Annotated in this window: 23 protein-coding genes and 1 rRNA gene; 17 read left to right on the top strand and 7 right to left on the bottom strand. The window is 70.3% G+C overall.

Features of this window, described 5'->3' with window-relative positions; translation table 11 throughout:
- Positions 1-90 precede the first annotated feature (90 nt).
- From ACS5PV_RS23660 to ACS5PV_RS23610, 11 genes are all read left to right on the top strand, one after another.
- Complete coding sequence (locus ACS5PV_RS23660; protein ID WP_455397798.1) at positions 91-642, top strand: ubiquinol-cytochrome C chaperone family protein; 552 nt, start codon at positions 91-93, stop codon at positions 640-642.
- 159 nt (positions 643-801) lie between these two features.
- The gene (locus ACS5PV_RS23655; protein ID WP_455397797.1) at positions 802-1,323 is read left to right on the top strand and encodes a YceD family protein; all 522 of its coding nucleotides are present in this window, start codon (positions 802-804) and stop codon (positions 1,321-1,323) included.
- Between the two features lie 141 nt (positions 1,324-1,464).
- The gene (plsX, locus tag ACS5PV_RS23650) at positions 1,465-2,499 is read left to right on the top strand and encodes a phosphate acyltransferase PlsX (protein WP_455397796.1); all 1,035 of its coding nucleotides are present in this window, start codon (positions 1,465-1,467) and stop codon (positions 2,497-2,499) included.
- A gap of 30 nt (positions 2,500-2,529) precedes the next feature.
- Positions 2,530-3,507, top strand: a complete 978-nt coding sequence (locus ACS5PV_RS23645; RefSeq protein ID WP_455397795.1) for a beta-ketoacyl-ACP synthase III — start codon at positions 2,530-2,532, stop codon at positions 3,505-3,507.
- A 131-nt stretch (positions 3,508-3,638) separates the two neighbouring features.
- Positions 3,639-3,956 carry an integration host factor subunit alpha gene (locus ACS5PV_RS23640; RefSeq protein WP_099954785.1) on the top strand — a complete coding sequence of 106 codons (318 nt, stop codon included), beginning with the start codon at positions 3,639-3,641 and terminating at the stop codon, positions 3,954-3,956.
- Positions 3,957-3,997: 41 nt separating this feature from the next.
- The gene (locus tag ACS5PV_RS23635; protein WP_455397794.1) at positions 3,998-4,543 is read left to right on the top strand and encodes a MerR family transcriptional regulator; all 546 of its coding nucleotides are present in this window, start codon (positions 3,998-4,000) and stop codon (positions 4,541-4,543) included.
- A 353-nt stretch (positions 4,544-4,896) separates the two neighbouring features.
- Positions 4,897-5,346, top strand: a complete 450-nt coding sequence (locus ACS5PV_RS23630) for a hypothetical protein (protein ID WP_455397793.1) — start codon at positions 4,897-4,899, stop codon at positions 5,344-5,346.
- A 199-nt stretch (positions 5,347-5,545) separates the two neighbouring features.
- Entirely contained in the window at positions 5,546-6,037 is a 492-nt protein-coding gene (locus ACS5PV_RS23625; RefSeq protein WP_455397792.1) for a 4-aminobutyrate aminotransferase, read from the top strand.
- 368 nt (positions 6,038-6,405) lie between these two features.
- Positions 6,406-8,358 carry a PrkA family serine protein kinase gene (locus ACS5PV_RS23620; protein ID WP_455397791.1) on the top strand — a complete coding sequence of 651 codons (1,953 nt, stop codon included), beginning with the start codon at positions 6,406-6,408 and terminating at the stop codon, positions 8,356-8,358.
- 114 nt (positions 8,359-8,472) lie between these two features.
- Positions 8,473-9,789, top strand: a complete 1,317-nt coding sequence (locus ACS5PV_RS23615; protein WP_455397790.1) for a YeaH/YhbH family protein — start codon at positions 8,473-8,475, stop codon at positions 9,787-9,789.
- Between the two features lie 140 nt (positions 9,790-9,929).
- On the top strand, positions 9,930-11,510 hold the full coding sequence (locus tag ACS5PV_RS23610) for a SpoVR family protein (RefSeq protein WP_455397789.1): 1,581 nt from the start codon (positions 9,930-9,932) through the stop codon (positions 11,508-11,510).
- A gap of 14 nt (positions 11,511-11,524) precedes the next feature.
- On the opposite strand, the gene ACS5PV_RS23605 is transcribed toward ACS5PV_RS23610, so the two are convergent.
- Positions 11,525-11,875 carry an ATPase inhibitor subunit zeta gene (locus ACS5PV_RS23605; protein WP_455397788.1) on the bottom strand — a complete coding sequence of 117 codons (351 nt, stop codon included), beginning with the start codon at positions 11,873-11,875 and terminating at the stop codon, positions 11,525-11,527.
- Positions 11,876-12,031: 156 nt separating this feature from the next.
- Between ACS5PV_RS23605 and ACS5PV_RS23600 the strand changes: the two genes are divergently transcribed.
- Together ACS5PV_RS23600 and ACS5PV_RS23595 are read left to right on the top strand one after the other, a co-directional pair.
- Positions 12,032-12,523: a YciE/YciF ferroxidase family protein gene (locus ACS5PV_RS23600; RefSeq protein WP_455397787.1), complete on the top strand. Its 492-nt coding sequence runs from the start codon at positions 12,032-12,034 to the stop codon at positions 12,521-12,523.
- Between the two features lie 43 nt (positions 12,524-12,566).
- Complete coding sequence (locus ACS5PV_RS23595) at positions 12,567-12,980, top strand: VOC family protein (protein WP_455397786.1); 414 nt, start codon at positions 12,567-12,569, stop codon at positions 12,978-12,980.
- Here ACS5PV_RS23595 and ACS5PV_RS23590 read toward each other — a convergent pair.
- From ACS5PV_RS23590 to ACS5PV_RS23570, 5 genes are all read right to left on the bottom strand, one after another.
- Positions 12,977-13,984 (bottom strand): glucokinase, encoded by a 1,008-nt coding sequence (locus ACS5PV_RS23590; RefSeq protein WP_455397785.1) that lies wholly within the window; start codon positions 13,982-13,984, stop codon positions 12,977-12,979. The genes ACS5PV_RS23595 and ACS5PV_RS23590 overlap by 4 nt on opposite strands.
- Before the next feature lie 69 nt (positions 13,985-14,053).
- Entirely contained in the window at positions 14,054-15,016 is a 963-nt protein-coding gene (locus ACS5PV_RS23585; RefSeq protein WP_455397784.1) for a 3-hydroxyacyl-CoA dehydrogenase family protein, read from the bottom strand.
- A 76-nt stretch (positions 15,017-15,092) separates the two neighbouring features.
- On the bottom strand, positions 15,093-16,121 hold the full coding sequence (locus ACS5PV_RS23580) for a cyclase family protein (RefSeq protein ID WP_455397783.1): 1,029 nt from the start codon (positions 16,119-16,121) through the stop codon (positions 15,093-15,095).
- A complete protein-coding gene (locus ACS5PV_RS23575; RefSeq protein WP_455397782.1) occupies positions 16,118-17,362 on the bottom strand; it encodes an ABC transporter substrate-binding protein in 1,245 nt (414 codons plus the stop codon). The genes ACS5PV_RS23580 and ACS5PV_RS23575 overlap by 4 nt, the downstream gene beginning before the upstream one ends.
- Positions 17,363-17,500: 138 nt before the next feature.
- A complete protein-coding gene (locus ACS5PV_RS23570; protein WP_455397781.1) occupies positions 17,501-18,184 on the bottom strand; it encodes a histidine phosphatase family protein in 684 nt (227 codons plus the stop codon).
- A gap of 74 nt (positions 18,185-18,258) precedes the next feature.
- Between ACS5PV_RS23570 and ACS5PV_RS23565 the strand changes: the two genes are divergently transcribed.
- Entirely contained in the window at positions 18,259-18,660 is a 402-nt protein-coding gene (locus tag ACS5PV_RS23565; RefSeq protein ID WP_455397780.1) for a PaaI family thioesterase, read from the top strand.
- Positions 18,661-18,754: 94 nt separating this feature from the next.
- Positions 18,755-20,206 carry an MFS transporter gene (locus ACS5PV_RS23560; RefSeq protein WP_455397779.1) on the top strand — a complete coding sequence of 484 codons (1,452 nt, stop codon included), beginning with the start codon at positions 18,755-18,757 and terminating at the stop codon, positions 20,204-20,206.
- A 4-nt stretch (positions 20,207-20,210) separates the two neighbouring features.
- On the opposite strand, the gene ACS5PV_RS23555 is transcribed toward ACS5PV_RS23560, so the two are convergent.
- Complete coding sequence (locus tag ACS5PV_RS23555; protein ID WP_455397778.1) at positions 20,211-21,284, bottom strand: NAD(P)H-dependent flavin oxidoreductase; 1,074 nt, start codon at positions 21,282-21,284, stop codon at positions 20,211-20,213.
- 355 nt (positions 21,285-21,639) lie between these two features.
- Here ACS5PV_RS23555 and ACS5PV_RS23550 point away from each other — a divergent pair, with 355 nt between their 5' ends.
- Together ACS5PV_RS23550 and ACS5PV_RS23545 are read left to right on the top strand one after the other, a co-directional pair.
- Positions 21,640-23,160: a DEAD/DEAH box helicase gene (locus ACS5PV_RS23550; RefSeq protein WP_455397777.1), complete on the top strand. Its 1,521-nt coding sequence runs from the start codon at positions 21,640-21,642 to the stop codon at positions 23,158-23,160.
- 557 nt (positions 23,161-23,717) lie between these two features.
- Positions 23,718-24,062 (top strand): 16S ribosomal RNA (locus ACS5PV_RS23545); the annotation flags it as partial.

Genomic DNA, 24,062 nt, shown 5'->3' with positions numbered 1-24,062 from the left:
TCTCTAAGTCTTTGTTTTGTCGCATTTTATCCGACGAACCGGTATCCACTTCGTCGGAAAATGCTCTGGGGGAAGGCGAGACACCGCACGATGATTCGAAACCCCTTCCGCCGCGACGATGCCCGCCGGCGCGCCATCGAGGCCCTGCATACGCGCATCAATGCCGGGGCCCGGGTGCCGGCGCTCTACCTCGATCTCGGCGTGCCCGACACGGTGGAGGGCCGGTTCGAGGCCCTGTGCCTGCACGTCGTGCTGGTGCTGCGCCACCTGCGCCGGCTGCCGGCTCCCGCGGCGGACATCGCCCAGGACCTCGTCAACTCGGTGTTCGAGCAGCTCGATTCCTCCCTGCGCGAGCTCGGCGTCGGCGACATGGGCGTCTCGAAGCGGATGAAGAAGCTGGCCCAGGCCTTCTACGGCCGCGCGAGCGCCTACGACGCCGCCCTCGATGCCGGCGACCGCGACGCGCTGGCGGCATCGCTCGCCCGCAACGTCCTGGCGCGCGAGGAGCCCGGAGCCGCCCGAGGTCTCGCCGCCTACGTCGCGGCAGCCGATGCCGGCCTGGCCGCCACCGACCTCGACGCCCTGATGGCCACGGGCCCGAGCCTGCCCGATCCCGCGGCCTTCGCCGCCGGCCCGGCCTGAAGGAAGGCCTGCACCGGGACGGACTTCGCGTCGCGGCCAGCCCTTGCGCCGGGGCGGCGGGCGGCGCATCTCCCGGGGATCCGGGCCCGATCGCGCGCGTCCCTCAAAGCTGCGACGCCCGTCCCCGCTCAACCCCCAGACTCCGAGAAGGAGCCCCCGATGACCCCCGACAGCGTCGGCCCGTTCTCCCGCCCGATCCTGGTCGAGCGCACCCTGAAGACCGGCCAGCCGGTCACGGTCGAGGCCAGCGAGGAGGAGCGCGCCGCGCTCGCGCGCGATTTCGGCTTGGCCGGTATCGCGCGGCTCACCGGCACGTTCCGGCTCTCGGGCTCGCTGCACCGGCTCCAGGTCACCGGCACCGTCGAGGCGGCGCTGACCCAGACCTGCGTCGTCACCCTCGAGCCGTTCGACGGCACGGTGACGGAGGAGGTCGACGTCGATTTCGCCGACCAGGACGCCTTCGCGGGCACCCCGGCCGAGGATGCCGACATCCCCGACCCGATCGTCAACGGCCGCATCGACCTCGGCAGCCTCGCCGCCGAGTTCCTGGCGCTCGGCCTCGATCCCTACCCGCGCAAGCCCGGCGTCGCCTTCGAGGCGCCGGCGGCGGAAGCGGAGGAGACGCCCTTCGCGGCGCTCCAGGGCCTGAAGGGGCAGGATAACGGCGGCAAGGGCGACTGAGCGACGGCCGGGAAGACGCCGCATCGTGAAAAGTCTTCAGAATTCGTTTGCGGCGTGGCGCCGGGTCGCTATTTTCCGCCGCGCCGCGGACCCCCTTGTTCGCGTGTTCCCGGCGGATCCGAGAGGCTGTTCGACTCCCCCATGTCCCAGAGAGTGCGCATCTCGCTCGACGCGATGGGCGGCGATCACGGCCCCTCGACGGTCGTGCCCGGTGCGGGGCTCGCCCGCGAGCGCCACCCCGAGACGACCTTCCTGATGTTCGGCGACGAGGCGGTGCTCACTCCCCTGGTCGCGGCCGAGCCGCGCCTGAAGGGCGCGGTCGAGATCCGCCACACCACCGTGGCGGTCGCCATGGACGAGAAGCCGAGCCAGGCGGTCCGCTCGGGCCGCGGTAAGTCGTCGATGTGGAAGGCGATCCAGGCGGTGCGCGACGGCGAGGCCGACGCCGCGGTCTCGGCCGGCAACACCGGCGCGCTGATGGCGATGTCGAAGATCTGCCTCAAGACGATGTCGCATATCGAGCGGCCGGCCATCGCCTGCCTGTGGCCCACCGTGCGCGGCGAGAGCGTGGTGCTCGACGTCGGCGCCACCATCGGTACCGACGCCAACCACCTCGTCGACATGGCGGTGATGGGCGCCGCCATGGCCCGCATCGTGTTCGACCTCGACCGGCCGACGGTGGGGCTCCTCAACGTCGGCACCGAGGAGATGAAGGGCAACGAGGCGGTCAAGGAAGCCGCCCGCATGCTGCGCGAATCCGACTTGTCCGGCCTTGCCTATCACGGCTTCGTCGAGGGGACGGACCTCGGCCGCGGTACCGTCGACGTCGTGGTGACGGAGGGTTTTACCGGCAACATCGCGCTCAAGACCGCCGAAGGGACCGCCAAGCAGATCTCCGCGTACCTGAAGGGCGCGATGGGCCGCACCCTGATGGCGAAGATCGGCTACCTGTTCGCCCGCGGCGCCTTCCGGGCCCTGCGCGAGAAGATGAATCCGAGCCGGGCCAATGGCGGCGTGTTCCTCGGGCTCGAGGGCATCGTCATCAAGAGCCACGGCGCCGCCGACGCCGAGGGCTTCGCCGCGGCGGTCGACCTCGCCTACGACATGGCCCGCCACGACCTGATGCGGACGATCCGGGAGCGCCTCGACGCGACTCCGGCCCAGGCATCGGCATGAAGACCGCCTCGGCATAAGGGAGGACGCATCATGACCCGCCTTCGCTCGGTGGTGCGGGGCTGCGGCTCCTACCTGCCGCGGACGACCGTCACCAACGACGACCTCGCCGCCCGGGTCGAGACCTCGGACGACTGGATCATCCAGCGCACCGGCATCCGCCAGCGCCACATCTCCGAGCCCGACGAGACCACCTCGGTGCTCGGCATCAAGGCGGCCGAGGCCGCGTTGCGCGACGCCGACATCGACCCGTCGACGATCGACCTCGTGATCTGCGCCACCTCGACGCCGGACCACACCTTCCCGTCGACCGCGACGCAGATCCAGGCCGGGCTCGGCATTCACGCCGGGGCCGCCTTCGACCTCCAGGCGGTCTGCGCCGGCTTCGTCTACGCGGTCGCCACCGCCGACAAGTTTCTGACCACGGGGGCGGCCACCCGCGCCCTCGTCGTCGGCGCCGAGACCTTTTCGCGGCTGCTCGACTGGGAGGACCGCACCACCTGCGTGCTGTTCGGCGACGGCGCCGGCGCCCTGGTGCTGGAGGCCCAGCCCGGCGAGGGCCATTCCGGCGACCGCGGCGTGCTGACGAGCCAGCTGCGGGCCGACGGCCGCCACCGGGAAAAGCTCTACGTCGACGGCGGGCCCGGCTCGACCGGCACGACCGGCAAGCTGCGCATGGTCGGCAAGGAGGTGTTTCGCTTCGCCGTCGGCTCGGTCACCGACGTGATCGCGCAGGCGTTCGAGGCCACCGGCACCACCGCCGACGACCTCGACTGGTTCGTGCCGCACCAGGCCAACCGGCGGATCATCGAGGCCTCGGCCGACAAGCTCGGCATCGCCCGCGAGAAGGTGGTGCTGACGGTCGACCGCCACGGCAACACCTCGGCCGCCTCGATCCCGCTGGCGCTCGACACGGCCTGCCGCGACGGCCGGATCAAGCGCGGCGACCTCGTGATGATCGAGGCGATCGGCGGCGGCTTCACCTGGGGCAGCGCGCTGATCCGCTGGTAGTCGGCCAAGGAACCCGGCAAACTACCGAGGAAGCCGCCCGACGCCCGGTTGACCCGGCGCGCAACGCCGATTAGCGTGCGCGATCATAGACATACGTTAGTTCGTGAATCAGCCGCCGGGGGAGCAGCACGATGGCAGGCAAGACGGTCACGCGGGCCGATCTGAGCGAGGCCGTCTACCAGCGGGTCGGCCTGTCGCGGACGGAATCCGCCGCCCTGGTGGAGACCGTCCTGTCGGAGATCTGCGGCTGCCTGTCCTCCGGCGAGACCGTGAAGCTGTCCTCGTTCGGCTCCTTCGTGGTGCGCGACAAGGGCAAGCGGGTCGGGCGCAACCCGAAGACCGGCGTCGAGGTGGCGATCGAGCCGCGCCGGGTCATGGTGTTCAAGCCCTCGAACGTCCTCAAGGCCCGGATCAACGGCGATGCGGCGCCGGACGATGACGACAGCTGAGGCCGCCCGGGCGCCGAACGGGCTGACGCGGGATCGGGCCGATGACCGGGACGCCGATCAAGGACGAGGATCTCCCGGAGCCCGGCGGGACCGACGCGCCGGGCCGCGCGCTCCCGCCCGAGAAGGCGCTTCTGCCCGAGAAGGAGCCCGGCGCCTTCCGCACCATCAGCGAGGTCGCCGAGGATCTCGACCTGCCCCAGCACGTGCTGCGCTTCTGGGAGACCCGATTCACCCAGGTCCGCCCGCTCAAGCGCGGCGGCAACCGGCGCTACTACCGCCCCGACGACGTCGACCTCCTGCGCGGCATCCGCCGCCTGCTCTACGGCCAGGGCTACACGATCCGCGGCGCCCAGCGCGTCCTGCGCGAGCGGGGCATGCGCTTCGTCCAGGCGGTCGGCCGCGGCGAGCAGGTGGCGCCCGCCTTCGTCGAATCCGACCACGAGCCGGAGCCAGAGGCCGCCCCGCCGCCGCTCGGGCGGGCGGACCGGGCGAGCCTGAACGCCGCGCTCGACGAGTTGCGGGCATGTCGGCGGCTTTTGGCTGGATTGGGGATGGCGGCTGGAGATTGCGACCGCGCGCGCGAATGACGGCGGTGCCGATGGCCCGGAAATCACGGCGATCCGGCGCCATTCCTTTGATCCTCGCCTGTTCTGCGCATCGAAAATTGCATTCTCGGTCTCATTCCGGGGCCGCATAGCGGAACCCGGAACCCGGACGCTCAAGTGTTGCAGACCGGGGCGGCACTCTCTCCGCTTTATCCGGAACGATCCGAGGTTCTGGATTCCGGGCCTCGCGGTGCGGCCCCGGATTGACCCCGAAGACATCATGAAGGTCGCTGCAACGAGCGGCTTCAGCTCTCCCTCGCGACGCTCCCGGTTCCGGTGTGATTATTTTCTAGTCCGTTTCAGAACCGAATGCGCCGACCCTGCGTTACGCGCACATGGTCGAGCCCCGCCGCCACGTTTCTCCGACGACCGAGCTGATCGCACGGCTGATGCGCGTCGTGCGCACCTGCCCGGAGGCGACGGCCGACGTGCTCGAACTGGTGCTGCTGGTGAGCCAGATCGAGGCGATCCCCGTCGTCGACCGCGACTACCGCGACGCCAAGCGGGTGATCGCGCGGCTGCGCCAGCCGCTCTGGGACATGACGCCCGACCAGCGCCAGGTGCTGCGCCGGGCCGCCGACACGATCCGCGACGCCTGCCGCCTGCGCGAGAGCGACATCCCGGCCGACCCGATCGGGGATGCCGGCGAGCGGGCGCGCATCGAGCGCGGGCTCGCCTCGGCCCTTGCGGGCGAGTTCACGCCGGCCCAGATCGCCCGGGTGACCGGGGCGACCCTGGCGGTGCTCCAGGCGGCCGGCGACGGGCCGGGGGAGGGGACGGAATGATCGGCGATTATCCAGTCGAGGGCAGGGGCTACTGGATCTGGCTCGGCGGCGTGGCCCTGCTCGGGCTGTTCAACCTGTTCGTGATGCTGGTCCTGCACTGAGGGCGGTTTCCGTCACGGAACCCGTGCCCCGGCCCTCGACGGCGCCGGGAGCACTCCCCACATGCGGCCGGCATCCCCCTCGGAGAGCTTAGAGCCCCATGCCCCGCCTTTCTCGGACCAGCCCATTCCGCCCGACACTGGCGCTCGCCGTCCTGATGGCCGCCGGGCCCGTGCTGGCCGCCGGCCCCGCTCTGGCGCAGGCCGCCAAGGTGCGCGAGCATTCCGTCGCCTCCGGCAAGCAGGTCCGGCTCGTGATGGTGCCGAACCTGAAGAAGGATTGCTCGCTCGGGCCGCAGCCCGAGCTGAAGGTGACGGGCGCGCCCAAGAACGGCGCCCTGATCCAGCGCGCCGGCAAGGTGAAGACCCCGGCCACCTACCGCTGCCCGAACGTCGAGGCCAACGTCCAGGCCCTGTTCTACGAGAGCAAGGCCGGCTTCACCGGCAACGACGAGGTCACCGTCGAGATCAAGGGCACCGACGGCAACGTCAGCACCCAGACGATCAAGCTGACCGTCGGGGGCGCCGGCACCAAGGAAGGCCCCAAGGACGGGGGTAAGGACGGCGCGAAGAAGGACTCCGTCGACCTCTGAGCGCCGGTCGGCCCTGCGCCCGGCGCAGGGAAGTCCGGCCTTCAGGCGAAACGAAGCGGGAACGGCGGTCCCACGGCCGGCGTTCCCTCCTGTCCCGCGGGTCTGCCGATGGCGCTCCGGGGGGTGTGGAAAAACCGGAACGGGCGTGTCCTTTACGGCACAGCGCCGGTGGGTCACCGGCTTTCGCATTGGCGGATCTGCAACTTTCCCGGCCGCCGCGGCACGCGCCTTGCCCGCAGCCGGCCTGCATACAGGCTCCTGGCCGTCTCCGCACCCCTCCCACCGTCGCCGCGCTGCGACAAACATGGGGATATCGATTGCATCCGAGGCGGGACAGGATGATCCTGGCGATGTCGTGAGGGTCCGGAATGCCAATGCCGTCAGCGAGCGACCTCTTTCAAACTTTCGCGCGCAGCTACGAGTCCCGTCGGGACGCGGAGCTGTCGCTCTCCGAATATCTCGAAGCCTGCCGTGACAATCCCCTGATGTACGCGAGTGCGCCGGAGCGCATTCTCGACGCGATCGGCAAGCCCGAGTTCATCGACACGGCGCGGGATCCGCGCCTGGGCCGGATCTTCATGAACCGGACCATTCGCACCTATCCCGCCTTCTCCGAGTTCTACGGCATGGAGGAGACGATCGAGCGCATCGTCTCGTTCTTCCGCCATGCCGCGCAGGGCTTGGAGGAGCGCAAGCAGATCCTCTACCTGCTGGGTCCGGTCGGCGGCGGCAAGTCGTCGCTCGCCGAGCGGCTGAAGGCCCTGATGGAGGTGCACCCGATCTACGTGCTCAAGGCCGGCAACGAGATGAGCCCGGTTTTCGAGAGCCCGCTGGTGCTGTTCGACCCCGAGACGATGGGGCCGATGATCGAGGAACGCTACGGCGTGCCGCGGCGGCGCCTGACCGGGCTGATGAGCCCGTGGTGCCTCAAGCGCCTCGACGAGTTCGGCGGTGACATCTCGAAGTTCAAGGTCGTCAAGGTCAACCCGTCGCGCCTGCGCCAGATCGGCATCGCCAAGACCGAGCCGGGCGACGAGAACAACCAGGACATCTCGTCCCTCGTCGGCAAGGTCGACATCCGCAAGCTCGAGACCCTGAGCCAGGCCGATCCCGACGCCTACTCGTACTCGGGCGGCCTCAACCGGGCGAACCAGGGCATCCTCGAATTCGTCGAGATGTTCAAGGCGCCGATCAAGATGCTGCACCCCCTGCTCACCGCGACGCAGGAGGGCAACTACGTCGGCACCGAGAATATCGGGGCGATCCCGTTCACCGGAATCATCCTCGCCCACTCGAACGAGGCCGAGTGGCAGAGCTTCAAGACCAACAAGAACAACGAAGCCTTCATCGACCGCATCTACGTCATCAAGGTGCCGTACTGCCTGCGCGTCACCGAGGAGCAGCGGATCTACGAGAAGCTGGTCTCGGGCTCCGAACTGGCGAATGCCCGCTGCGCCCCCGGCACGCTGGAGATGCTGGCCCGGTTCTCGGTGCTCTCGCGCCTGCGCGAGCACGCGAACTCGAACGTCTTCTCCAAGATGCGAGTCTATGACGGCGAGTCCTTGCGCGAGGTCGATCCCCGCGCCCGCTCGATGCAGGAATACAAGGACACCGCCGGCGTCGACGAGGGCATGGACGGGATCTCGACCCGCTTCGCCTTCAAGGTGATGGCCGCCACCTTCAACCACGACACCACCGAGGTCTCGGCCGACCCGGTCCATCTGATGTACGTCCTCGAGCAGTCGCTGCGCCGCGAGCAGCTGCCGCCTGAGACCGAGAAGCGCTACCTCGAATTCATCAAGGGCGAGCTGGCGCCGCGCTACGCCGAGTTCATCGGCCACGAGATCCAGAAGGCCTACCTCGAATCCTACCACGATTACGGCCAGAACCTGTTCGACCGCTATATCGACTATGCGGACGCCTGGATCGAGGACCAGGACTTCAAGGACCCCGAGACCGGGCAGCTGCTCAACCGTGAGCTCCTGAACCAGGAGCTCACCAAGATCGAGAAGCCGGCGGGCATCGCCAACCCGAAGGATTTCCGCAACGAGGTGGTTAAGTTCGCGCTTCGCTCGCGGGCCCAGCACGGCGGGCGCAACCCGTCCTGGACCTCCTACGAGAAGATCCGCGAGGTGATCGAGCGGCGGATGTTCAGCCAGGTCGAGGAATTGCTGCCGGTGATCTCCTTCGGCTCGAAGAAGGACAGCGAGACCGAGAAGAAGCACGGCGAGTTCGTCGAGCGGATGAAGGACCGCGGCTACACCGAGCGCCAGGTCCGGCGCCTGGTCGAGTGGTACATGCGCGTGAAGCAGGCGGGCTGACCTTCGCGGCCCGCGGGACGTCTCCCGCGGGCCGTCCGGCCTCCCCCGCAGGAGAGCGGTGGCGGGGACCAGGCCCGATACGGTATGGTGGCGTGATCGGAGAGCGCGAAGCGGATGCACATCATCGATCGACGCCTCAATCCCGGCGGCAAGAGCCTGGCGAACCGGCAGCGCTTCCTGCGCCGCGTCCGCGACGTGGCCCAGCGAGCCGTGCGCGAGGCGGCCCGGGAGAAGGACATCAAGGACCTCGGCAAGGACGGCAACGTCACCGTCCCGGTCGACGGCGTGCGCGAGCCGAAATTCACCCGCAACCCCTCGACCGGGATCAACGACCACATCCTGCCCGGCAACAAGACCTACATCGAGGGTGACCTGATCGAGCGCCCGCCGGGCGGCGGCGGGGGAGGCGGCGGCAGCGGCGAGGGCAGCGACGGCGGGGCGGACGGCGAGGACACGTTCCGCTTCGTCCTCACCCGCGAGGAGTTCCTGGAGCTGTTCCTCGAGGACCTGGAACTGCCCGACCTCGCCAAGCGCCGCCTCGCGGTGGTCGAGACCGCGACCCTGCGCCGGGCCGGCTACACGGTATCGGGCTCGCCGGCGAACCTCGCGCTCGGGCGCACCCTCCGCAACTCGCTGTCGCGGCGCATCGCCCTCAAGCGGCCCAAGGCCGCCGAGATGGAGGTGCTGGAGGAGGAGATCCGGGCGCTGGAGGAGAGCCAGCCCGACGCGGTGATCCTCGACGAGCTGAAGGCGGAGCTTGAGCGCCTGCGCACCCGCTCGCAGCGCATCCCCTACGTCGACCCGATCGACCTGCGCTACCGGCGCTTCGAGCCCTATCCGCGGCCCGTGGCCCAGGCGGTGATGTTCTGCCTGATGGACGTCTCGGGCTCGATGACCGAGCACATGAAGGACCTCGCCAAGCGGTTCTACATCCTGCTGCACATCTTCCTGACCCGCCGCTACAAGCACGTCGAGATCGTCTTCATCCGCCACACCGACCACGCCAAGGAGGTCGACGAGGAGACGTTCTTCGGCTCGCGCGAGACCGGCGGCACCCTGGTTTCCTCGGCGCTGGTCGAGATGAAGCGGATCATCGCCGAGCGCTACAGCCCCGAGGACTGGAACATCTACGCGGCGCAGGCCTCGGACGGCGACAACGTGTCGAGCGACGGCGCCACCTCGCAGGACCTGCTGCGCTCGTCGATCCTGCCGGCCTGCCAGTACTTCGCCTACCTGGAGGTCGGCGACGAGGGCGGGCCGCGGGCGGGCTTCGTCGAGCACCGCACCACGCTCTGGCGCACCTACGAGCCGGTCTCGAAGGCCAACTCGGTGCTGGCCATGCGCAAGGTCAACCACCGCCGCGACATCTACCCGGTCTTCCGCGAGCTGTTCGCCCGCAGCAAGGCCGGACAGGAGAACGCGGCACCCTGACGGGGCCGCGCGACGAGACGTACAGGATCGCGTCCCCGCCGGGGGGACGCTCCAGATTCAGTTTAGCCGCATTTTCTTCGACGAACCGGTACCCACTTCGTCGGAAAATGCTCTAGAGGCACCGGGAGGTCCGACGCCCGATGAGTTCCGCCACCTTCGGCGCGCGGCCCGCCGGCCCGGCCGTGATCGCCAAGAACGCCCCGCTCTTCACCGGCAACGACTGGGACTTCGACACCATCCGGCGCATCCATGACGCCTGCGAGGCGATCGCCGGACCCGAACTCGGCCTGAGCTGGTACCCGAACCAGATCGAGATCATCACCGCAGAGCAGATGCTGGACGCCTACGCGTCGATCGGCATGCCGCTGTTCTACAAGCACTGGTCGTTCGGCAAGCACTTCGCCCAGCACGAGGCCGGCTACCGCCGCGGCCTGATGGGGCTCGCCTACGAGATCGTCATCAATTCCGACCCGTGCATCTCCTACATCATGGAGGAGAACACGGCGACGATGCAGACGCTGGTCATCGCCCACGCCGCCTTCGGCCACAACCACTTCTTCAAGAACAACTACCTCTTCCGGCAGTGGACCGACGCCGAGGGCATCCTCGACTACCTCGACTTCGCCAAGACCTTCATCACCCGGTGCGAGGAGCGCTACGGCCACAGCGCTGTCGAGGCGGTGCTCGATGCGGCCCACGCGCTGATGAACCAGGGCGTCCACCGCTACCCGCGCAAGAAGCGCCCCGACCTCTCCTCCGAGCAGCGCCGCGAGCGCGAGCGCCAGGAGCACCAAGAGAGGATGTACAACGACCTCTGGCGCACCCTGCCGGCCAAGGTCCAGTCCGGCAAGCCCGACCCCCACGCCGAGCGCCGCCGGGCGCTGCTGGAGCTGCCCCAGGAGAACATCCTCTACTTCCTGGAGAAGGCGGCACCCCGGCTCCAGCCCTGGCAGCGCGAGATCCTGCGCATCGTCCGCCACGTCGCGCAGTATTTCTACCCGCAGCGCCAGACCAAGGTGATGAACGAGGGCTGCGCCACCTACAATCACTACCGGATCATGACCCGGCTGTCGGAGACCGGGCAGATCAACGAGGCGGCCTACCTCGAATTCCTGCAATCGCACACCAACGTGATCCGCCAGCCAACCTACGACGACCGGCATTACGGCGGCCACAACCCCTACGCCATCGGCTTTGCCATGATGACGGACATCGCCCGCATCTGCACCGAGCCGACCGAGGAGGACCGGGCCTGGTTCCCCGACATCGCCGGCAGCGGCGACGCGATGGGGGTCCTGCGCGACGTCTGGGCGAACTACCGGGACGAGAGCTTCATCGCGCAGTTCCTGAGCCCGAAGCTGATGCGCCAGCTGCGGCTGTTCCACGTCACCGACGATCCGGACAAGCCGGAACTGCGGGTCGAGGCGATCCACGACGAGCGCGGCTACCGGAAGTTGCGCCGGGCCTTCGCGCGCCAATACGACGTCGCCTGGCTCGATCCCGACATCGAGGTGGTCGACGTCGACCTGGAGGGCGACCGCAAGCTGATCCTGCACCATAAGGTGCTCAACCGCGTCCTGCTCAACAAGGACGACGCGATGCGGGTGCTCCAGCACCTCGCCGACCTGTGGGGCTACGACGTCCTGATGAAGGAGGTCGACACCGCCACCGGCGCCGTGCTCAAGGAGCACACCGCCAGCGCGCGGCCGACCTTCTTCTGATTCAGCTCGCTTGATCAGCTCTCCCGGGCCTGCTCGCGCACGGTCCGGGCCGCCTCGGCGCCGTAGCGGGCGATCAGCCCCGGCAACGCGTCGGCCTCCGCCGCGGCGCCCTTGGCCGCGAGGTCGGCCCGCAGCCGCTCGACCAGGGCCTCGTCGGCGGTGCGGCCGGGGGCCGGCGAGGTGCCGCTCGTCTCGACCAGGCGGCTCTTGTAGGCCTCGGCCTCGCGACCGGCGAGGTTCAGGCGCTCGCACATCCAGGCGCCGAGCATCTTGTTGCGCCGGGCGAGCGCGAGGAAGCGCAGTTCCTCGTCGAGGGCGAACAACGCCTCGGCGGCCCGTTCCCGCTCCTCGAACATCGTGGTCATGGCGTCGTCTCCCGTGGATCCCACGCCCCCTCCACTGACAATGGCGACGATCGCCGCCCGCGACCAGGGCCCGTCGCAAGCCCGTGATCCGGGCAGGAACGAAGCGGGCCGCCCACGAGTTGCCCGGGGCACATCGGTACCCCACGGGAGCATCTCATGGCCGACGACAAGAACCTCCGGGCGCTCTTCCTGCACCAGCTCAAGGATACCTATTTCGCCGAGAATGCGATCCTGAAGGCGCTGCCGAAGATGGCCCAGGCCGCCCGCACGGAGGAGCTGCGCGGCGCGCTCAGCGTCCACATCGAGGAGACCCGCGAGCAGGTGAAGCGCCTCGATCAGGTCTTTCGCAGCGTCGGCGAGAAGCCCGAGGGCGTCACCTGCCAGGCGATCCAGGGCATCATCGCCGAGGGCGAGGAGGTGATGCAGGAATTCTCCGGCAGCGAGGCGCTCGATGCCGGGCTGATCGCCGCCGCGCAGGCGGTCGAGCACTACGAGATCACCCGCTACGGCACCCTGCTGGCCTGGGCCAAGCAACTCGGCTTCAGCGAGGCCGAGGGCCTGATCAAGGAGACCCTGGTCGAGGAGGAGAACACCGACGAGCTCCTGTCGGAACTCGCCGAGGAGGCCGTCAACCCGGCCGCGGCGTAACCCTTAGGGCCGCCCGCGCGTTCATCCGGCAGGAGGTGGCGCCATGCCGGAGATCGCCGGGATCCTCGAGACGGTCCTCTACGTCGACGACCTCGCGCGGGCGGCCGCGTTCTGGGGCGGTCCGATGGGCCTGCCCTGCCTCCACGAGGACCACCGGATGCGGGCCTACGACGTCGCCGGGGGCGGCGTCCTGCTGCTGTTTCCCCGCGGCGGCTCGCTGCGCCCGGTGCCGACCCCCGGCGGCACCATCCCGCCCCATGACGGCTCGGGTCCGCTGCACCTCGCGCTGTCGATCCCGGCCGGTGCGCTGGAGGCGTGGGAGCGGCACCTGCCCACGCACGGCATCGCGATCGAGGGCCGGACGACGTGGCCGCGCGGCGGCGTCAGCCTGTATTTCCGCGATCCGGACGGGCACCTGGTGGAGCTGGCGACGCCGGGATTGTGGAAGGGGTACTAGGACGAGCCTGTCTCCGTCGCCGTCCAGTGCTGCCCGTCATAGGCGAACCGGTCCGGCTGGCAGGCGAGTGCCGAGAGGCCCGTCAGCGCCGGGTCGGCGATGGTGATGACGCAGGTCGGAATCTGCTTCATGCGGTCGGCGAAGGGCGGCTTGTGCTCGAAGGCCTGCCGGAAATCGCCCTCGTTGAGCAGGTCGAGGATCCGCGGGACGATGCCGCCGCCGATATAGACCCCGCCGGTCGCCAGGAAGGTGAGGGCGAGGTCGCCGCAGACGCGCCCGAGCAGCCGGGAGAACACCCGCAGCGTGCGCCGTGCCGCCGGGTCCTCGCCCGACATCCCCCGCTCGGTGATGTCCTTCGCGTCGAGGTCGCCGCCGCCGAGGCCGGCATGGAGCCGGGACAGGCCGGGACCGGAGAGCAGCGACTCGACGGTGATGCGGCCCTCGATCCGGGCGAGTCGCGGCCAGAACGCGAACTCGTCCGGGTCGCTCGGCCCGAAATCGGTGTGGCCGGCCTCGGTCGACACGATGGCGAGCTGGTTGCCGTAGGGCACGAGGCCGGCGGCGCCGAAGCCGGTGCCGGGGCCGAGCACGAGGCGCGCGCCGCCGTCGGGGCAGAGCGTCGGGCCGATCTGCTCCAGGATCGAGCGGTCGCGGCCGGCCGGGTCGAGGGCGGCGGCGCCGGCCGCCACCGGCACGTAGTCGTTGACGATCCGGCAGCTGGACAATCCGAAATCGCGGCCGATCCGCTCGCCCTCGATCACCCAGTGGGCGTTGGTGAGGTGGACCGCCGGCCCGTCCACCCGGGCGGCCACCGCCAGGATCGCGGAGCGGGGCGGGGCGACCGTGCTCTTTTGCAGGGCGGCGCGGATCGCCGCGCTCGGATCCGGGTAGGCGGCGGTCTTGTCGTGGGCGAGCACGACCGGCTCGGCCCCCGGCTTCTCCTGCACGGCGAAGCGCGCGTTGGTGCCACCGATATCGCCGAACAGGACCGGGAACTCGAACATGGGCCGCCGCCTCGCCTCCGGAGCACTCACGCTTCCGGTTATAGCGCCGCGGCGGCTCCGGTCGACCGGCTACTCGACCGGCGACTCGCCTTCCATCCGTCCGACCTGCTTCATCGCCTGCTTGAGGGCGAGGAGCCGGCGGTCGCGGTCGCGGAACAGCTCGGCCGGGTCGCGCCCGCCCCAGTCGAAGAAGCCCTTGCCGGCCATCACGCCGGTGCGGCCCTGCGCCACCAGGTCGTCGATCGCGTTCGAGCGGGTGCGGGCCGGCGGCGGGCTGTAGCTCGCGTTGGCGAGCGCGTGGCGCAACAGCTCGATGCCGGTGAAATCCGCCTTGGCGAGGTGGCCGAGGATCGGGATGCGCAGCGCGAGGCCGTGGACGATCGCGTCGTCGATCTCGCGCGCCGAGGCCACGCCCTCGTCGAGCAGGTGGTAGACCTCGGCCGAGATCGCCGACTGGATCCGGTTGGCGACGTAGCCCGGGATGAAGCGCTTGAGCACGATCGGCACCTGGCCCAGGCCCAGCACCAGCTGGCGCGCCTCCTCGATCACGCCCGGGTCGGTGCGGGGCCCCGGCACCACGTCGACGAGGTCGACGATGTAGGGCGGGGTGTACCAGTGCATCACCAGGGCGCGCGTCTGGCGCGCCTCCGGGATCAGCGGGAAGACGTCGAGGTAGCTGGTGTTGCTGGCGATTCTCGTCTCGGGACCGCAGAGCCGGTCGAGCTCGGCAAACAGCGTCCGCTTCGCCTCCGGGTTCTCGGTGATCGCCTCGATGACGAGGTGGGCCCCGGCGACGGTGGCGCCGAGGTCGGGTTCGAGGCGGATCGCTTCCGCCGCCCGCTCCGGCGTCCAGTCGACCGAGACGGCTCCGGCCTCGCGCAGGGTGTCGAGGGCCGAGGCGATCAGGCCCGGCACCCGCTCCAGGGTCTCCGGCCGGCTGTCGGTCAGCCGCACCCGGTGCCCGCCGAGCGCCAGGACCAGGGCGATGCCGTGCCCCATCAGCCCGGCGCCTACGACCGCGATCTCGCTCATGGTGTCCTCCCGTCGATGAATGTTCTTGCGGTCGTTCCGGCGCCCTGCGGCCCTCCGGTCCCCGAAATGGTCCCGGTCAGACGGTGGCGATCGGCGTCGTCGGCGAGCCGACGGCGCCCGGCAGCCGCAGGGGCGGCGCGGTGAGGAGGAAGCGGTGGCGGCCATGCGCCCGCAGCCAGGTCGCGAGCGGGGTGAGGTGCCACAGCTCGCCGAGATTGACCCCAAGGCGGAACAGGCAGTGCTCGTGCAGAGGCAGCGTCGCGCAGCACCCCTCCGCCGGCATCGCCGGATGGACCTCGACGGCGTAGTTGTCGGCGATCAGCGCCACGAGCCCCGAATCGGTGATCCAGTTCAGGAGCCTGCGGTCGCGCCCGTCGAGGCCGGCGCAGAGGTCGTGGACCACAGCCGGATCGGGGTTGCGGTTCATGCCGAGCAGCCGCTCGGCAAAGCCCGTGTGCAGGCAGACCATGTCGCCGGGCTCGACCACGACCCCGTCGGCGTCGAGGATGCGCCGCAAGCCGTCGTAGCCGACCGCCACCCGGGCGTCGCCGAGATGGGCGTAGAGGTCGATCATCACGCCGCGGCCCTGCATGCCGCGCTCGGCCAGCCGCTCGATGCCGAGGGACTTGGCGCGGGAGGGGGCCCCCGCCTCTTCCGGCGTCGTCGGTCCGGTGATGTCGGAGCCGGCGCGAAAGCCGTTGTAGTAGACCGGGCGCGGGGTGCCGTCGCCCTCGACGTCGAACAGCGAGCCGACATGGGCGAGGCTGTCCCACTGCGTCGAGTATTGCAGGTGGAGCACCGCGAGGTCGTCGCTGATGACGTCGGTCGCGTCGGGCACCTCCTCGCACACCGGGAAGTTCATGTTGGGCCGGCCGCTCGCCCGCACCGTCGGGCGGATCTGCGGCGGGTGGCGGCGGGGATTGAGGACGTTCCCACCCGGAAAGTCGAGGGGCAGGCTGAGGCAGAAGGTCAGGCCCTCCCGCACCTCGGCCGCGCCCTGGCGCACCTTCTCGGGGGTCAGCAGGTTCAGCCGGCCGAGCTCGTCGTCGGGGCCGAAATCGCCCCAGGTCGAGCCCTCCGGGCGGCGGCGCCAGCGCATCGTCATTTCTTCACCAGGGGACAGCGGGAGGCGGACAGGGGCTGGAACGCCTGCTCGCCGGGAACCGTCGCGACGAGCTTGTACAGGTCCCAGGGACCCTTCGACTCTTCCGGCGTCTTGACCTCGAACAGGTACATGTCGTGGACCATGCGGCCGTCCTCCCGGATGCGCCCGCCGCGGGCGTAGAAGTCGTCCACCGGCGTCTCGCGCATCGCCTTCATGACCGCCGCGGTCTCGTCGGTGCCGGCTTTCCGCACGGCCTTCAGGTAGTGCATCACCGTCGAGTAGACGCCGGCCTGGGACATGTTCGGCATCTTGCCGACGCGGTCGAAGTAGCGCTTCGACCAGGCCCGCGTCTCGTCGTTGAGGTCCCAGTAGAACCCTTCGGTCAGCAGCATCCCCTGCGTCGCCTTGAGGCCCAGGCCGTGGACGTCGCTGATGTAGACGAGGAGGCCCGCGAGCTTCTGCCCACCTTGCGTCAGGCCGAACTCGGCGGCCTGCTTGATCGCGTTGGTGGTGTCGGCGCCCGCATTGGCGAGGCCGACGACCTTGGCGCCCGACCCTTGCGCCTGGAGCAGGAAGGACGAGAAATCGGGCGTGTTGAGCGGCACCCGCACCGCGCCGAGGACCTTGCCGCCGTTGGCCTTGACCACCGCGCCCGCGTCGCGCTCCAGGTCCTGGCCGAAGGCGTAGTCGGCGGTGACGAAGAACCAGGAATCGCCGCCCGCCTTCACGGTGGCCTGCGCGGTGGAATTGGCCAGCGCGTAGGTGTCGTAGGCCCAGTGCACCGAGACCGGCGAGCAGGCCTCGTTGGTGAGCCGCACCGCGCCGGGACCGTTGAACACGATCACCTTGTTCTTGGCCTTCGCGATGTCGGCGGCGGCGAGCGCGGTGGCGGAGGCCGCGACGTCGAGGATCGCGTCGACCTCACCGGTGTCGAACCAGGCTCGCGCCGTGGCCGCTGCGATGTCCGGCTTGTTCTGGTGGTCGGCGACGACGACCTCGACGGGGGCGCCGAGCACCGTGCCGCCGAAATCCTCCACCGCCATCCGGGCCGCCGCGGCGCTGCCGGGCCCGGTCACGTCGGCGTAGAGCCCCGACATGTCGAGCAGGAAGCCGAGGCGCACCACCCCATCGGAGATCTTTTGCGGAGCCACGGCCGGCGCCGGCTGCGCGCAGGCCACCCCCTGCCAAGCCATGCCCGGCACCGCGACGGCCAGCGCCGCCGCCAGAAGCGTTGTCCTCACCCGGTCCGTCCTTCGTCGAAGACGTTCGTTCGTGCGGTACGCCGTCGAGGGCGCCCGGGTGCATGGTCCGGACAAGGGGGCCCGGTTGTCAACCGCCGCCGGAGCGGGGCGGCGCTGAAAAACCGGTATGGCCGCGCTTCAGGCGGCCGGCCCGCTCTCCGCCGCCCCGAGCCAGGGCTGGGCGTTCACCATCCCGACGCGCCAGCCCGTCCCGTCGGGGCCGGCATAGTGGTCGAGGCGGGTGAGCGAGCAATTCTCGATCGCGAAGGCGAGGCCGCCCTGGGGCGAGAGGTTCAGCGCCTGGGCGATCGCCGCCCGGATCGTGCCGCCATGGGCCACCGCCACGATATCGCGGCCGCTATGCTCGGCGGTGAGCTCGTCGACCGCCGCGGTCACCCGGGCGTACAGCTCCGAGAAGCTCTCGCCGCCCGGCGGGCGCTCGTCGGCGGGGGCGAACCAGTAGCTTGCCGCCGAGGGCTGGCGCTCGGCGAAGAAGCGCGTCCGGTCCTGGCCCTGCCAGTCGCCGAGGTTCTGCTCGGCGAGGGCGGGCAGGGCGGTGAGGCGCGGCACCCGCCCGTCCACCGTGAAGTCGCCGGCCTGCCACAGCGCCTCCGCCGTCTGGCGGGTGCGGCCGAGATGGCTCGCGACCCAGACCGCGCCGCGGGGCAGCACCGGCGCGAGGCCGGAGAACACGTGGGCATCGCCGCAATCGCACGCGATGTCCTGGCCGCCATAGATGCGGCCGCCGTCGCCCCGCACGGGGGCGTGACGCACCCACCACCAGCGGGTGCGGACGAAGGAGGAGGGGGGCGAAGCGCTCATGATCCCCTCATAGCGCGAATTGCCAGGCCGGCGAACTCTCCGCATAGGTGCAGCAACCGGGACGGAGCGGATCGATGGACGCGGCGGACGACAGCATGATCTACGGGGCGAACATCCCGTTCGCCCGGCTCTGCGGCATCGAGGCCCTGGAGATGGTCGAGGGGCGCACCCGCCTGCGCCTCGAACTCGGGCCGCAGCACGGCAACAACCTTGGCATCGCCCATGGCGGCATCATCTGCACGCTGCTCGACATCGCCATGGGCACCGTGGCGCGCCTCACCGCCGGCCGGCCGGTGGTGACCCTCGACATGCAGACCCGCTTCCTCTCGCCCGGACACGGCGTGCTCCTGGCGGAAGGCCGGATGGCGCGGGCCGGGCAGTCGATCCTCTTTTGCGACGCCGAGATCCGCGACGAGGCCGGGCGGGTGGTGGCGACCGCGACCGGCGTGTTCAAGCCGGTCGGCGCCAAAGGATAAGGCGCGCGAAGGTTTCCGGCGTGTTGCGGGTTCCCGGCGCGGATCGGGGTGCCATCTTGTCGGGACAGGCCCCGCCCCGCCGGAACAGTTCCCGATGACGCCCTCTCCCGCGACCCGCACCGCCCCCGGCGGCGTGATCGAGACCGACGTCTCGGCCCGGCTCGACCGGCTGCCCTGGGGCCGGTTCCACACCCTGGTGGTGCTGGCGCTCGGCATCACCTGGGTGCTCGACGGGCTTGAGGTGACGCTCGCCGGGGCGCTCGCCGGCGCCCTCAAGGCGAGCCCGACGCTCCGGTTCTCCAACGCCGAGATCGGGCTCGCCACGTCGAGCTACCTCGCCGGCGCGGTGCTGGGGGCGGTGGGGTTCGGCTGGCTCACCGACCGTCTGGGGCGGAAGAAGCTCTTCTTCATCACCCTGGCGGTGTATCTCGCGGCCACCGCCGCCACCGGCCTGTCCTGGAATCTGTGGAGCTTCTGCCTCTTCCGCTTCCTCACCGGGGCCGGAATCGGCGGCGAGTACACGGCGATCAACTCGACGATCCAGGAGCTGATCCCGGCCCGCGCCCGCGGCTGGACCGACCTCGTCATCAACGGCAGCTTCTGGCTTGGCGCGGTGCTCGGCGCCGGCACTTCGCTCATCGTGCTCGATCCGGCCCTGTTCGGGCCCGATACCGGCTGGCGCGTCGCCTTCGGGCTCGGCGCCTTCCTCGGCCTCGTCATCCTGTTCCTTCGCACCTGGATCCCCGAGAGCCCGCGCTGGCTGATGACCCATGGGCGCCACGAGGAGGCCGAGGCGCTGGTCGCCGGGATCGAGGCGCGCTTCCGGGCCGAGGGCCACGCCCTGAGCGACGGCCCGTTCCCGAAGGCGCGCCTGCGCCAGCGCAGCCACACGCCGCTCGCCGAGGTGTTTGCCGCCCTCAAGGCCTACCGGCAACGGGCCTGGGTGGGGCTGGCGCTTATGTCGGCGCAAGCGTTCTTCTACAACGCGATCTTCTTCACCTATGCGCTGATCCTGATCGATTTCTACGGGGTGCCGGCGGACGGGGTCGGCTGGTACATCCTGCCCTTCGCCGCCGGCAATTTTTTTGGTCCGGTGCTGCTCGGGCGGCTATTCGATACGCTCGGCCGCAAACCGATGATCGCCTTCACCTACGGGATGTCGGGCGTGCTGCTGGCGCTCAGCGGGTGGGCCTTCCAGCAGGAGATCGTCACCGCGACGACCCTGACCGTCTGCTGGATGGCGGTGTTCTTCTTTGCCTCCGCCGCGGCGAGTTCGGCCTACCTGACGGTGAGCGAGGTGTTTCCCCTGGAGATCCGGGCGCTTGCCATCGCGCTGTTCTACGCCGTCGGTACCTCGGTCGGGGCGGTGGGGCCGGCCCTGTTCGGGGTGCTGATCGAGGGCCACTCCCGCGACGCGATCCTCGGCGGCTACCTGCTGGCGTCCGTGCTGATGATCGCGGCCGGGGCGGTCGCGGGGATCTGGGGCGTGGCGGCGGAGCGGAAGTCGCTGGAGGATGTGGCCAAGCCCCTGGCGGCGGAGGAGTAGGGGCTCAAGCCAGGAGCCCCTGCACCCCCTCCCAGATCTCCCCGACCATTTCACCCGCCGGCATCGCCCGCGCCAATCCCGCCGCCTGCCCGGCCCAGGCCTGCATCCGGCCGAGATCGCCCTCCTTCACCGCCGCCTCGCGCATCGCCTGCGTCAGGCCGCGCTGGACCGGGTAGGGGGCGGGCGCCGGCGCCTCCGGCCCGGCGGCGGCCGCGACGTAGTCCGTCGCGAGGCTACGACCGGTGCGGCCGCTGAAGGCGCGGGTGAGCCGTGTGTCCTCGGGGCGTGCCCGCCCGAGGCCCTCGGCCCATGCCGCGGGAATTCCGGCCTCGGGGCAGCGCAGGAAGCCGGTGCCGACCTGCACGGCGCTGGCCCCGAGGAGTAGCGCCGCCGCGGCCCCGCGCGCATCGGCGATGCCGCCGGTGGCGATGACCGGCACCCGCACCGCATCGACCACCGCCGGCAGCAGCGCCATCAGGCCGACCGCCCCGGCCTCGGCTCGTGCCGCATCGAACGCGCCGCGATGGCCGCCGGCCTCGGCGCCCTGCGCCACCACCGCGTCGGCCCCGGCCTCCTCAGCGGCCAGCGCCTCCGCCACCGTCGTGACGGTGGCCCACCAGGCGATGCCGCGCGCCTTGAGACGGCTGACGAAGTCCGGCGGGTAGAGCCCCATGATCGAGGAGACGACTCGCGGCCGGGCCTCGATCAGCGCCTCGACTTGCGCGGCGAAGTCGGGCGGCGCGGCGTCCGCGGCCTCCGGCGGCACCGCCGGGCCGAAACGGCCGAGGAAGGCGCGCAACCGCGCCTCGTGGGCGGGGTCGCGGGCCGGGGCGGGATCGGGGATCCAGAGGTTGATCTGGAAGGGCCCCGCCTCGCGCACCGCATCGGCCCAGGCCAGGATCGCGGCCGGCTGCATGAGCAAGGCCCCGCAGGCCCCGAGGCCCCCCGCCCGCATCACCGCGACCGAGAGCGCCGGCGGGCAGGCTCCGGCCATCGGGGCGAGGACGAGCGGCCGGCGCAGGGCATAGGCGGCGGCGAAGGCTTCGGCGCGGGCGAGGGCGGGGTGGCGGGCGGACATGACGGCGGCTCCGGCTCGGGGACCTCTGCCGCCTCATCAATCACCGGGCATGCCCCGGAGCAAGCGTTCGCCGCAGGGGAGGTGCGTTCGCGACGCAGCGTCCACCAATTGACTTCGCACCCGCACAACGCCATATGGCGGATTGCAGCGTCAGCGGCCGATCGCGGTCCGCTCGAGAGGGCTGCGTGACGGATTTCGCCGCGGCACCTGCGCGGCAGGCCCGGCCCTCTCTTAATCGCTGATCCCTTCGGATCGCTCCATCACGCGGGCGGTCTCCCGACATAGGATCGCGATGAAGGCCGTGCATGGCGCGCGCCTTGCGGCGATCCCGCTGCCAAATTCCAAGAAGATTCCCTTGACCCAGTTCACCGATTTCGGCCTCGCGGCGCCGCTCTTGAAGGCGCTCGCCCAGGCCGGCTACGTCACGCCGACCCCGATCCAGGCGCAGGCGATCCCGCCGGCCATGCAGGGCAAGGACCTGTGCGGCATCGCCCAGACCGGCACCGGCAAGACAGCCTCCTTCGCGCTGCCGATCCTGCACCGCCTCGCCACCGAGAATGCCGGCCGGCCGGCGCCGCGCCGCAGCTGCCGCGTGCTGGTACTCGCCCCCACCCGCGAGCTGGCGAGCCAGATCGCCGACAGCTTCAAGGAATACGGCCAGTTCCTGAAGCTCACCACCACGGTGGTGTTCGGCGGCGTCACCATCGGCCGCCAGGAGCGGGCGCTCGCGGGCGGCGTCGACGTGCTGGTCGCCACCCCGGGCCGGCTCCTCGACCTGATCGACCGCCGCTCGCTCACCCTCGACGGCGTCGAGTACCTCGTCCTCGACGAGGCCGACCAGATGCTCGACCTCGGCTTCATCCACGCGTTGAAGCGCATCGTGAAGCTGCTGCCGGCCGAGCGCCAGAGCCTGTTCTTCTCGGCCACCATGCCGAAGAACATCGCCGGGCTCGCCGACCAGTACCTGAAGAACCCGGTCCAGGTCGCGGTGACCCCGGTCGCCACCACCGCCGAGCGGGTCGACCAGAAAGTCGTCTTCGTGCCGACCGGCTCGAAGCAGTCGCTGCTCGCCACCATCCTTCGCGACGAGTCGATCGACCGGGTGCTGGTCTTCACCCGCACCAAGCACGGCGCCGACCGCGTGGTGCGCGGCCTCGAGCGCGACGGCATCGGCTCGGCGGCGATCCACGGCAACAAGTCGCAGCCGCAGCGCGAGCGGGCGCTCGCCGCCTTCCGCGCCGGCACCTGCCGGGTGCTGGTGGCAACCGACATCGCCGCCCGCGGCATCGACGTCGACGGCGTGTCGCACGTCGTCAACTTCGACCTGCCGAACGTGCCGGAGGCCTACGTCCACCGCATTGGCCGCACCGCGCGCGCTGGCAAGGACGGGCTGGCGATCTCGTTCTGCAACGACGAGGAGAAGGCCTACCTGCGCGACATCGAGCGCCTGACCCGCCAGAAGGTGCCGGTGATGGCGATCCCCGAGGGCTTCGTGCCCCCAAGCCGCGAGGAGGCCGCCCAGGCGGTCGCCGAGGCCGAGCGCGACCGGCGCCAGCCCGGTTCGGGCCCGCGCAACCAGCGTCCCGGCGGCGGGCGCCAGGGCCAGCAGCCCGGCCAGCGCCAGGGGCGCCCCGGCGGCGGCCAGGGCCAGCCACGCCACGGCGCCGGCCGACCGCAGGAGCACCGCGAGCAGAGGGCCCATGACGGCCGCGGCGGGAACGAGGGCCGGCAGGGTCGCCCGCAGGGCCAGCAGGGCCAGCAGGGCCGTCCCCAGGGCGGCCAGCGCCCCGACGGCAACCGTCAGCAGCGCCCGGCCGGCGGCGGCGGCAACCGCGACGGCCGCTCGATCGGCTGGCTCGACCGCGCCCCGCGCTGACGGCCCGACCTGCATCGACTGATCGGAAGCCCGCGCTCCACCCGGAGCGCGGGCTTCCCGCATTCTGCGGCCGCTCGTCCCCAGCCAAAGCCTGTCTGGCCGTCCTGTCTTCGGAGCGGGGAGGGGACTCAAAGCGGAGCGCCCCGGCAAGCCAGTGGGCTTTTCCGGCTGCCGAATCGGTGCGGAGCGCGGTTCCCGCCTCGAACGAGTTGACAGGCGAGCCGGCGACCCTTAAACGACCGCTCACCGACGGGGCGCCGAGACATACGGCTCAGCCCGAAGGACTTCCTCAGAGACGGTGAAGCAAGGGCCAGGGCAACCCGGCGCTGCTTTCTGTTCTTTAGGGTACAGGATCAGGCTTCGGCCCGATCGGCTCTTTGACAAGTTCATACGAGAAAGAGAAGCGTGGACGGCGTCGTCCCTGCGGGCTGATTTCTTCGAAATCAGTCGTGAGTAGGATGATGCTGGTCTGACGTTTCGGTGCTCACACGATCAGGTGGAAACGCCGGTCGATTGTGTGCTTCCGTTTATGTTGTGATCAGCTATGGTCAGCTCTTCAACTTGAGAGTTTGATCCTGGCTCAGAGCGAACGCTGGCGGCAGGCTTAACACATGCAAGTCGAGCGGGCATCCTTGTGGTGTCAGCGGCAGACGGGTGAGTAACGCGTGGGAACGTGCCCTTCGGTTCGGAATAACTCAGGGAAACTTGAGCTAATACCGGATACGCCCTTATGGGGAAAGGCTTGACTGCCGAAGGATCGGCCCGCGTCTGATTAGCTGGTTGGTGAGGTTACGGCTCACCAAGGCGACGATCAGTAGCTGGTCTGAGAGGATGATCAGCCACACTGGGACTGAGACACGGCCCAGACTCCTACGGGAGGCAGCAGTGGGGAATATTGGACA

This window comes from Methylobacterium sp. Gmos1 (assembly GCF_053764715.1).
The sequence above is the reverse complement of the archived record's forward strand: the minus strand, read 5'-3'. Positions and strand labels throughout refer to the sequence as shown.

Excerpts from the sequence above, each read along its gene's own strand:
- ACS5PV_RS23660 (WP_455397798.1), top strand. The coding sequence starts at position 91 with ATGATTCGAAACCCCTTCCGCCGCGACGATGCCCGCCGGCGCGCCATC.
- ACS5PV_RS23655 (WP_455397797.1), top strand. The coding sequence starts at position 802 with ATGACCCCCGACAGCGTCGGCCCGTTCTCCCGCCCGATCCTGGTCGAG.
- plsX (WP_455397796.1), top strand. The coding sequence starts at position 1,465 with ATGTCCCAGAGAGTGCGCATCTCGCTCGACGCGATGGGCGGCGATCAC.
- ACS5PV_RS23645 (WP_455397795.1), top strand. The coding sequence starts at position 2,530 with ATGACCCGCCTTCGCTCGGTGGTGCGGGGCTGCGGCTCCTACCTGCCG.
- ACS5PV_RS23640 (WP_099954785.1), top strand. The coding sequence starts at position 3,639 with ATGGCAGGCAAGACGGTCACGCGGGCCGATCTGAGCGAGGCCGTCTAC.
- ACS5PV_RS23635 (WP_455397794.1), top strand. The coding sequence starts at position 3,998 with ATGACCGGGACGCCGATCAAGGACGAGGATCTCCCGGAGCCCGGCGGG.
- ACS5PV_RS23630 (WP_455397793.1), top strand. The coding sequence starts at position 4,897 with ATGGTCGAGCCCCGCCGCCACGTTTCTCCGACGACCGAGCTGATCGCA.
- ACS5PV_RS23625 (WP_455397792.1), top strand. The coding sequence starts at position 5,546 with ATGCCCCGCCTTTCTCGGACCAGCCCATTCCGCCCGACACTGGCGCTC.
- ACS5PV_RS23620 (WP_455397791.1), top strand. The coding sequence starts at position 6,406 with ATGCCAATGCCGTCAGCGAGCGACCTCTTTCAAACTTTCGCGCGCAGC.
- ACS5PV_RS23615 (WP_455397790.1), top strand. The coding sequence starts at position 8,473 with ATGCACATCATCGATCGACGCCTCAATCCCGGCGGCAAGAGCCTGGCG.
- ACS5PV_RS23610 (WP_455397789.1), top strand. The coding sequence starts at position 9,930 with ATGAGTTCCGCCACCTTCGGCGCGCGGCCCGCCGGCCCGGCCGTGATC.
- ACS5PV_RS23605 (WP_455397788.1), bottom strand. The coding sequence starts at position 11,875 with ATGACCACGATGTTCGAGGAGCGGGAACGGGCCGCCGAGGCGTTGTTC.
- ACS5PV_RS23600 (WP_455397787.1), top strand. The coding sequence starts at position 12,032 with ATGGCCGACGACAAGAACCTCCGGGCGCTCTTCCTGCACCAGCTCAAG.
- ACS5PV_RS23595 (WP_455397786.1), top strand. The coding sequence starts at position 12,567 with ATGCCGGAGATCGCCGGGATCCTCGAGACGGTCCTCTACGTCGACGAC.
- ACS5PV_RS23590 (WP_455397785.1), bottom strand. The coding sequence starts at position 13,984 with ATGTTCGAGTTCCCGGTCCTGTTCGGCGATATCGGTGGCACCAACGCG.
- ACS5PV_RS23585 (WP_455397784.1), bottom strand. The coding sequence starts at position 15,016 with ATGAGCGAGATCGCGGTCGTAGGCGCCGGGCTGATGGGGCACGGCATC.
- ACS5PV_RS23580 (WP_455397783.1), bottom strand. The coding sequence starts at position 16,121 with ATGACGATGCGCTGGCGCCGCCGCCCGGAGGGCTCGACCTGGGGCGAT.
- ACS5PV_RS23570 (WP_455397781.1), bottom strand. The coding sequence starts at position 18,184 with ATGAGCGCTTCGCCCCCCTCCTCCTTCGTCCGCACCCGCTGGTGGTGG.
- ACS5PV_RS23565 (WP_455397780.1), top strand. The coding sequence starts at position 18,259 with ATGGACGCGGCGGACGACAGCATGATCTACGGGGCGAACATCCCGTTC.
- ACS5PV_RS23560 (WP_455397779.1), top strand. The coding sequence starts at position 18,755 with ATGACGCCCTCTCCCGCGACCCGCACCGCCCCCGGCGGCGTGATCGAG.
- ACS5PV_RS23555 (WP_455397778.1), bottom strand. The coding sequence starts at position 21,284 with ATGTCCGCCCGCCACCCCGCCCTCGCCCGCGCCGAAGCCTTCGCCGCC.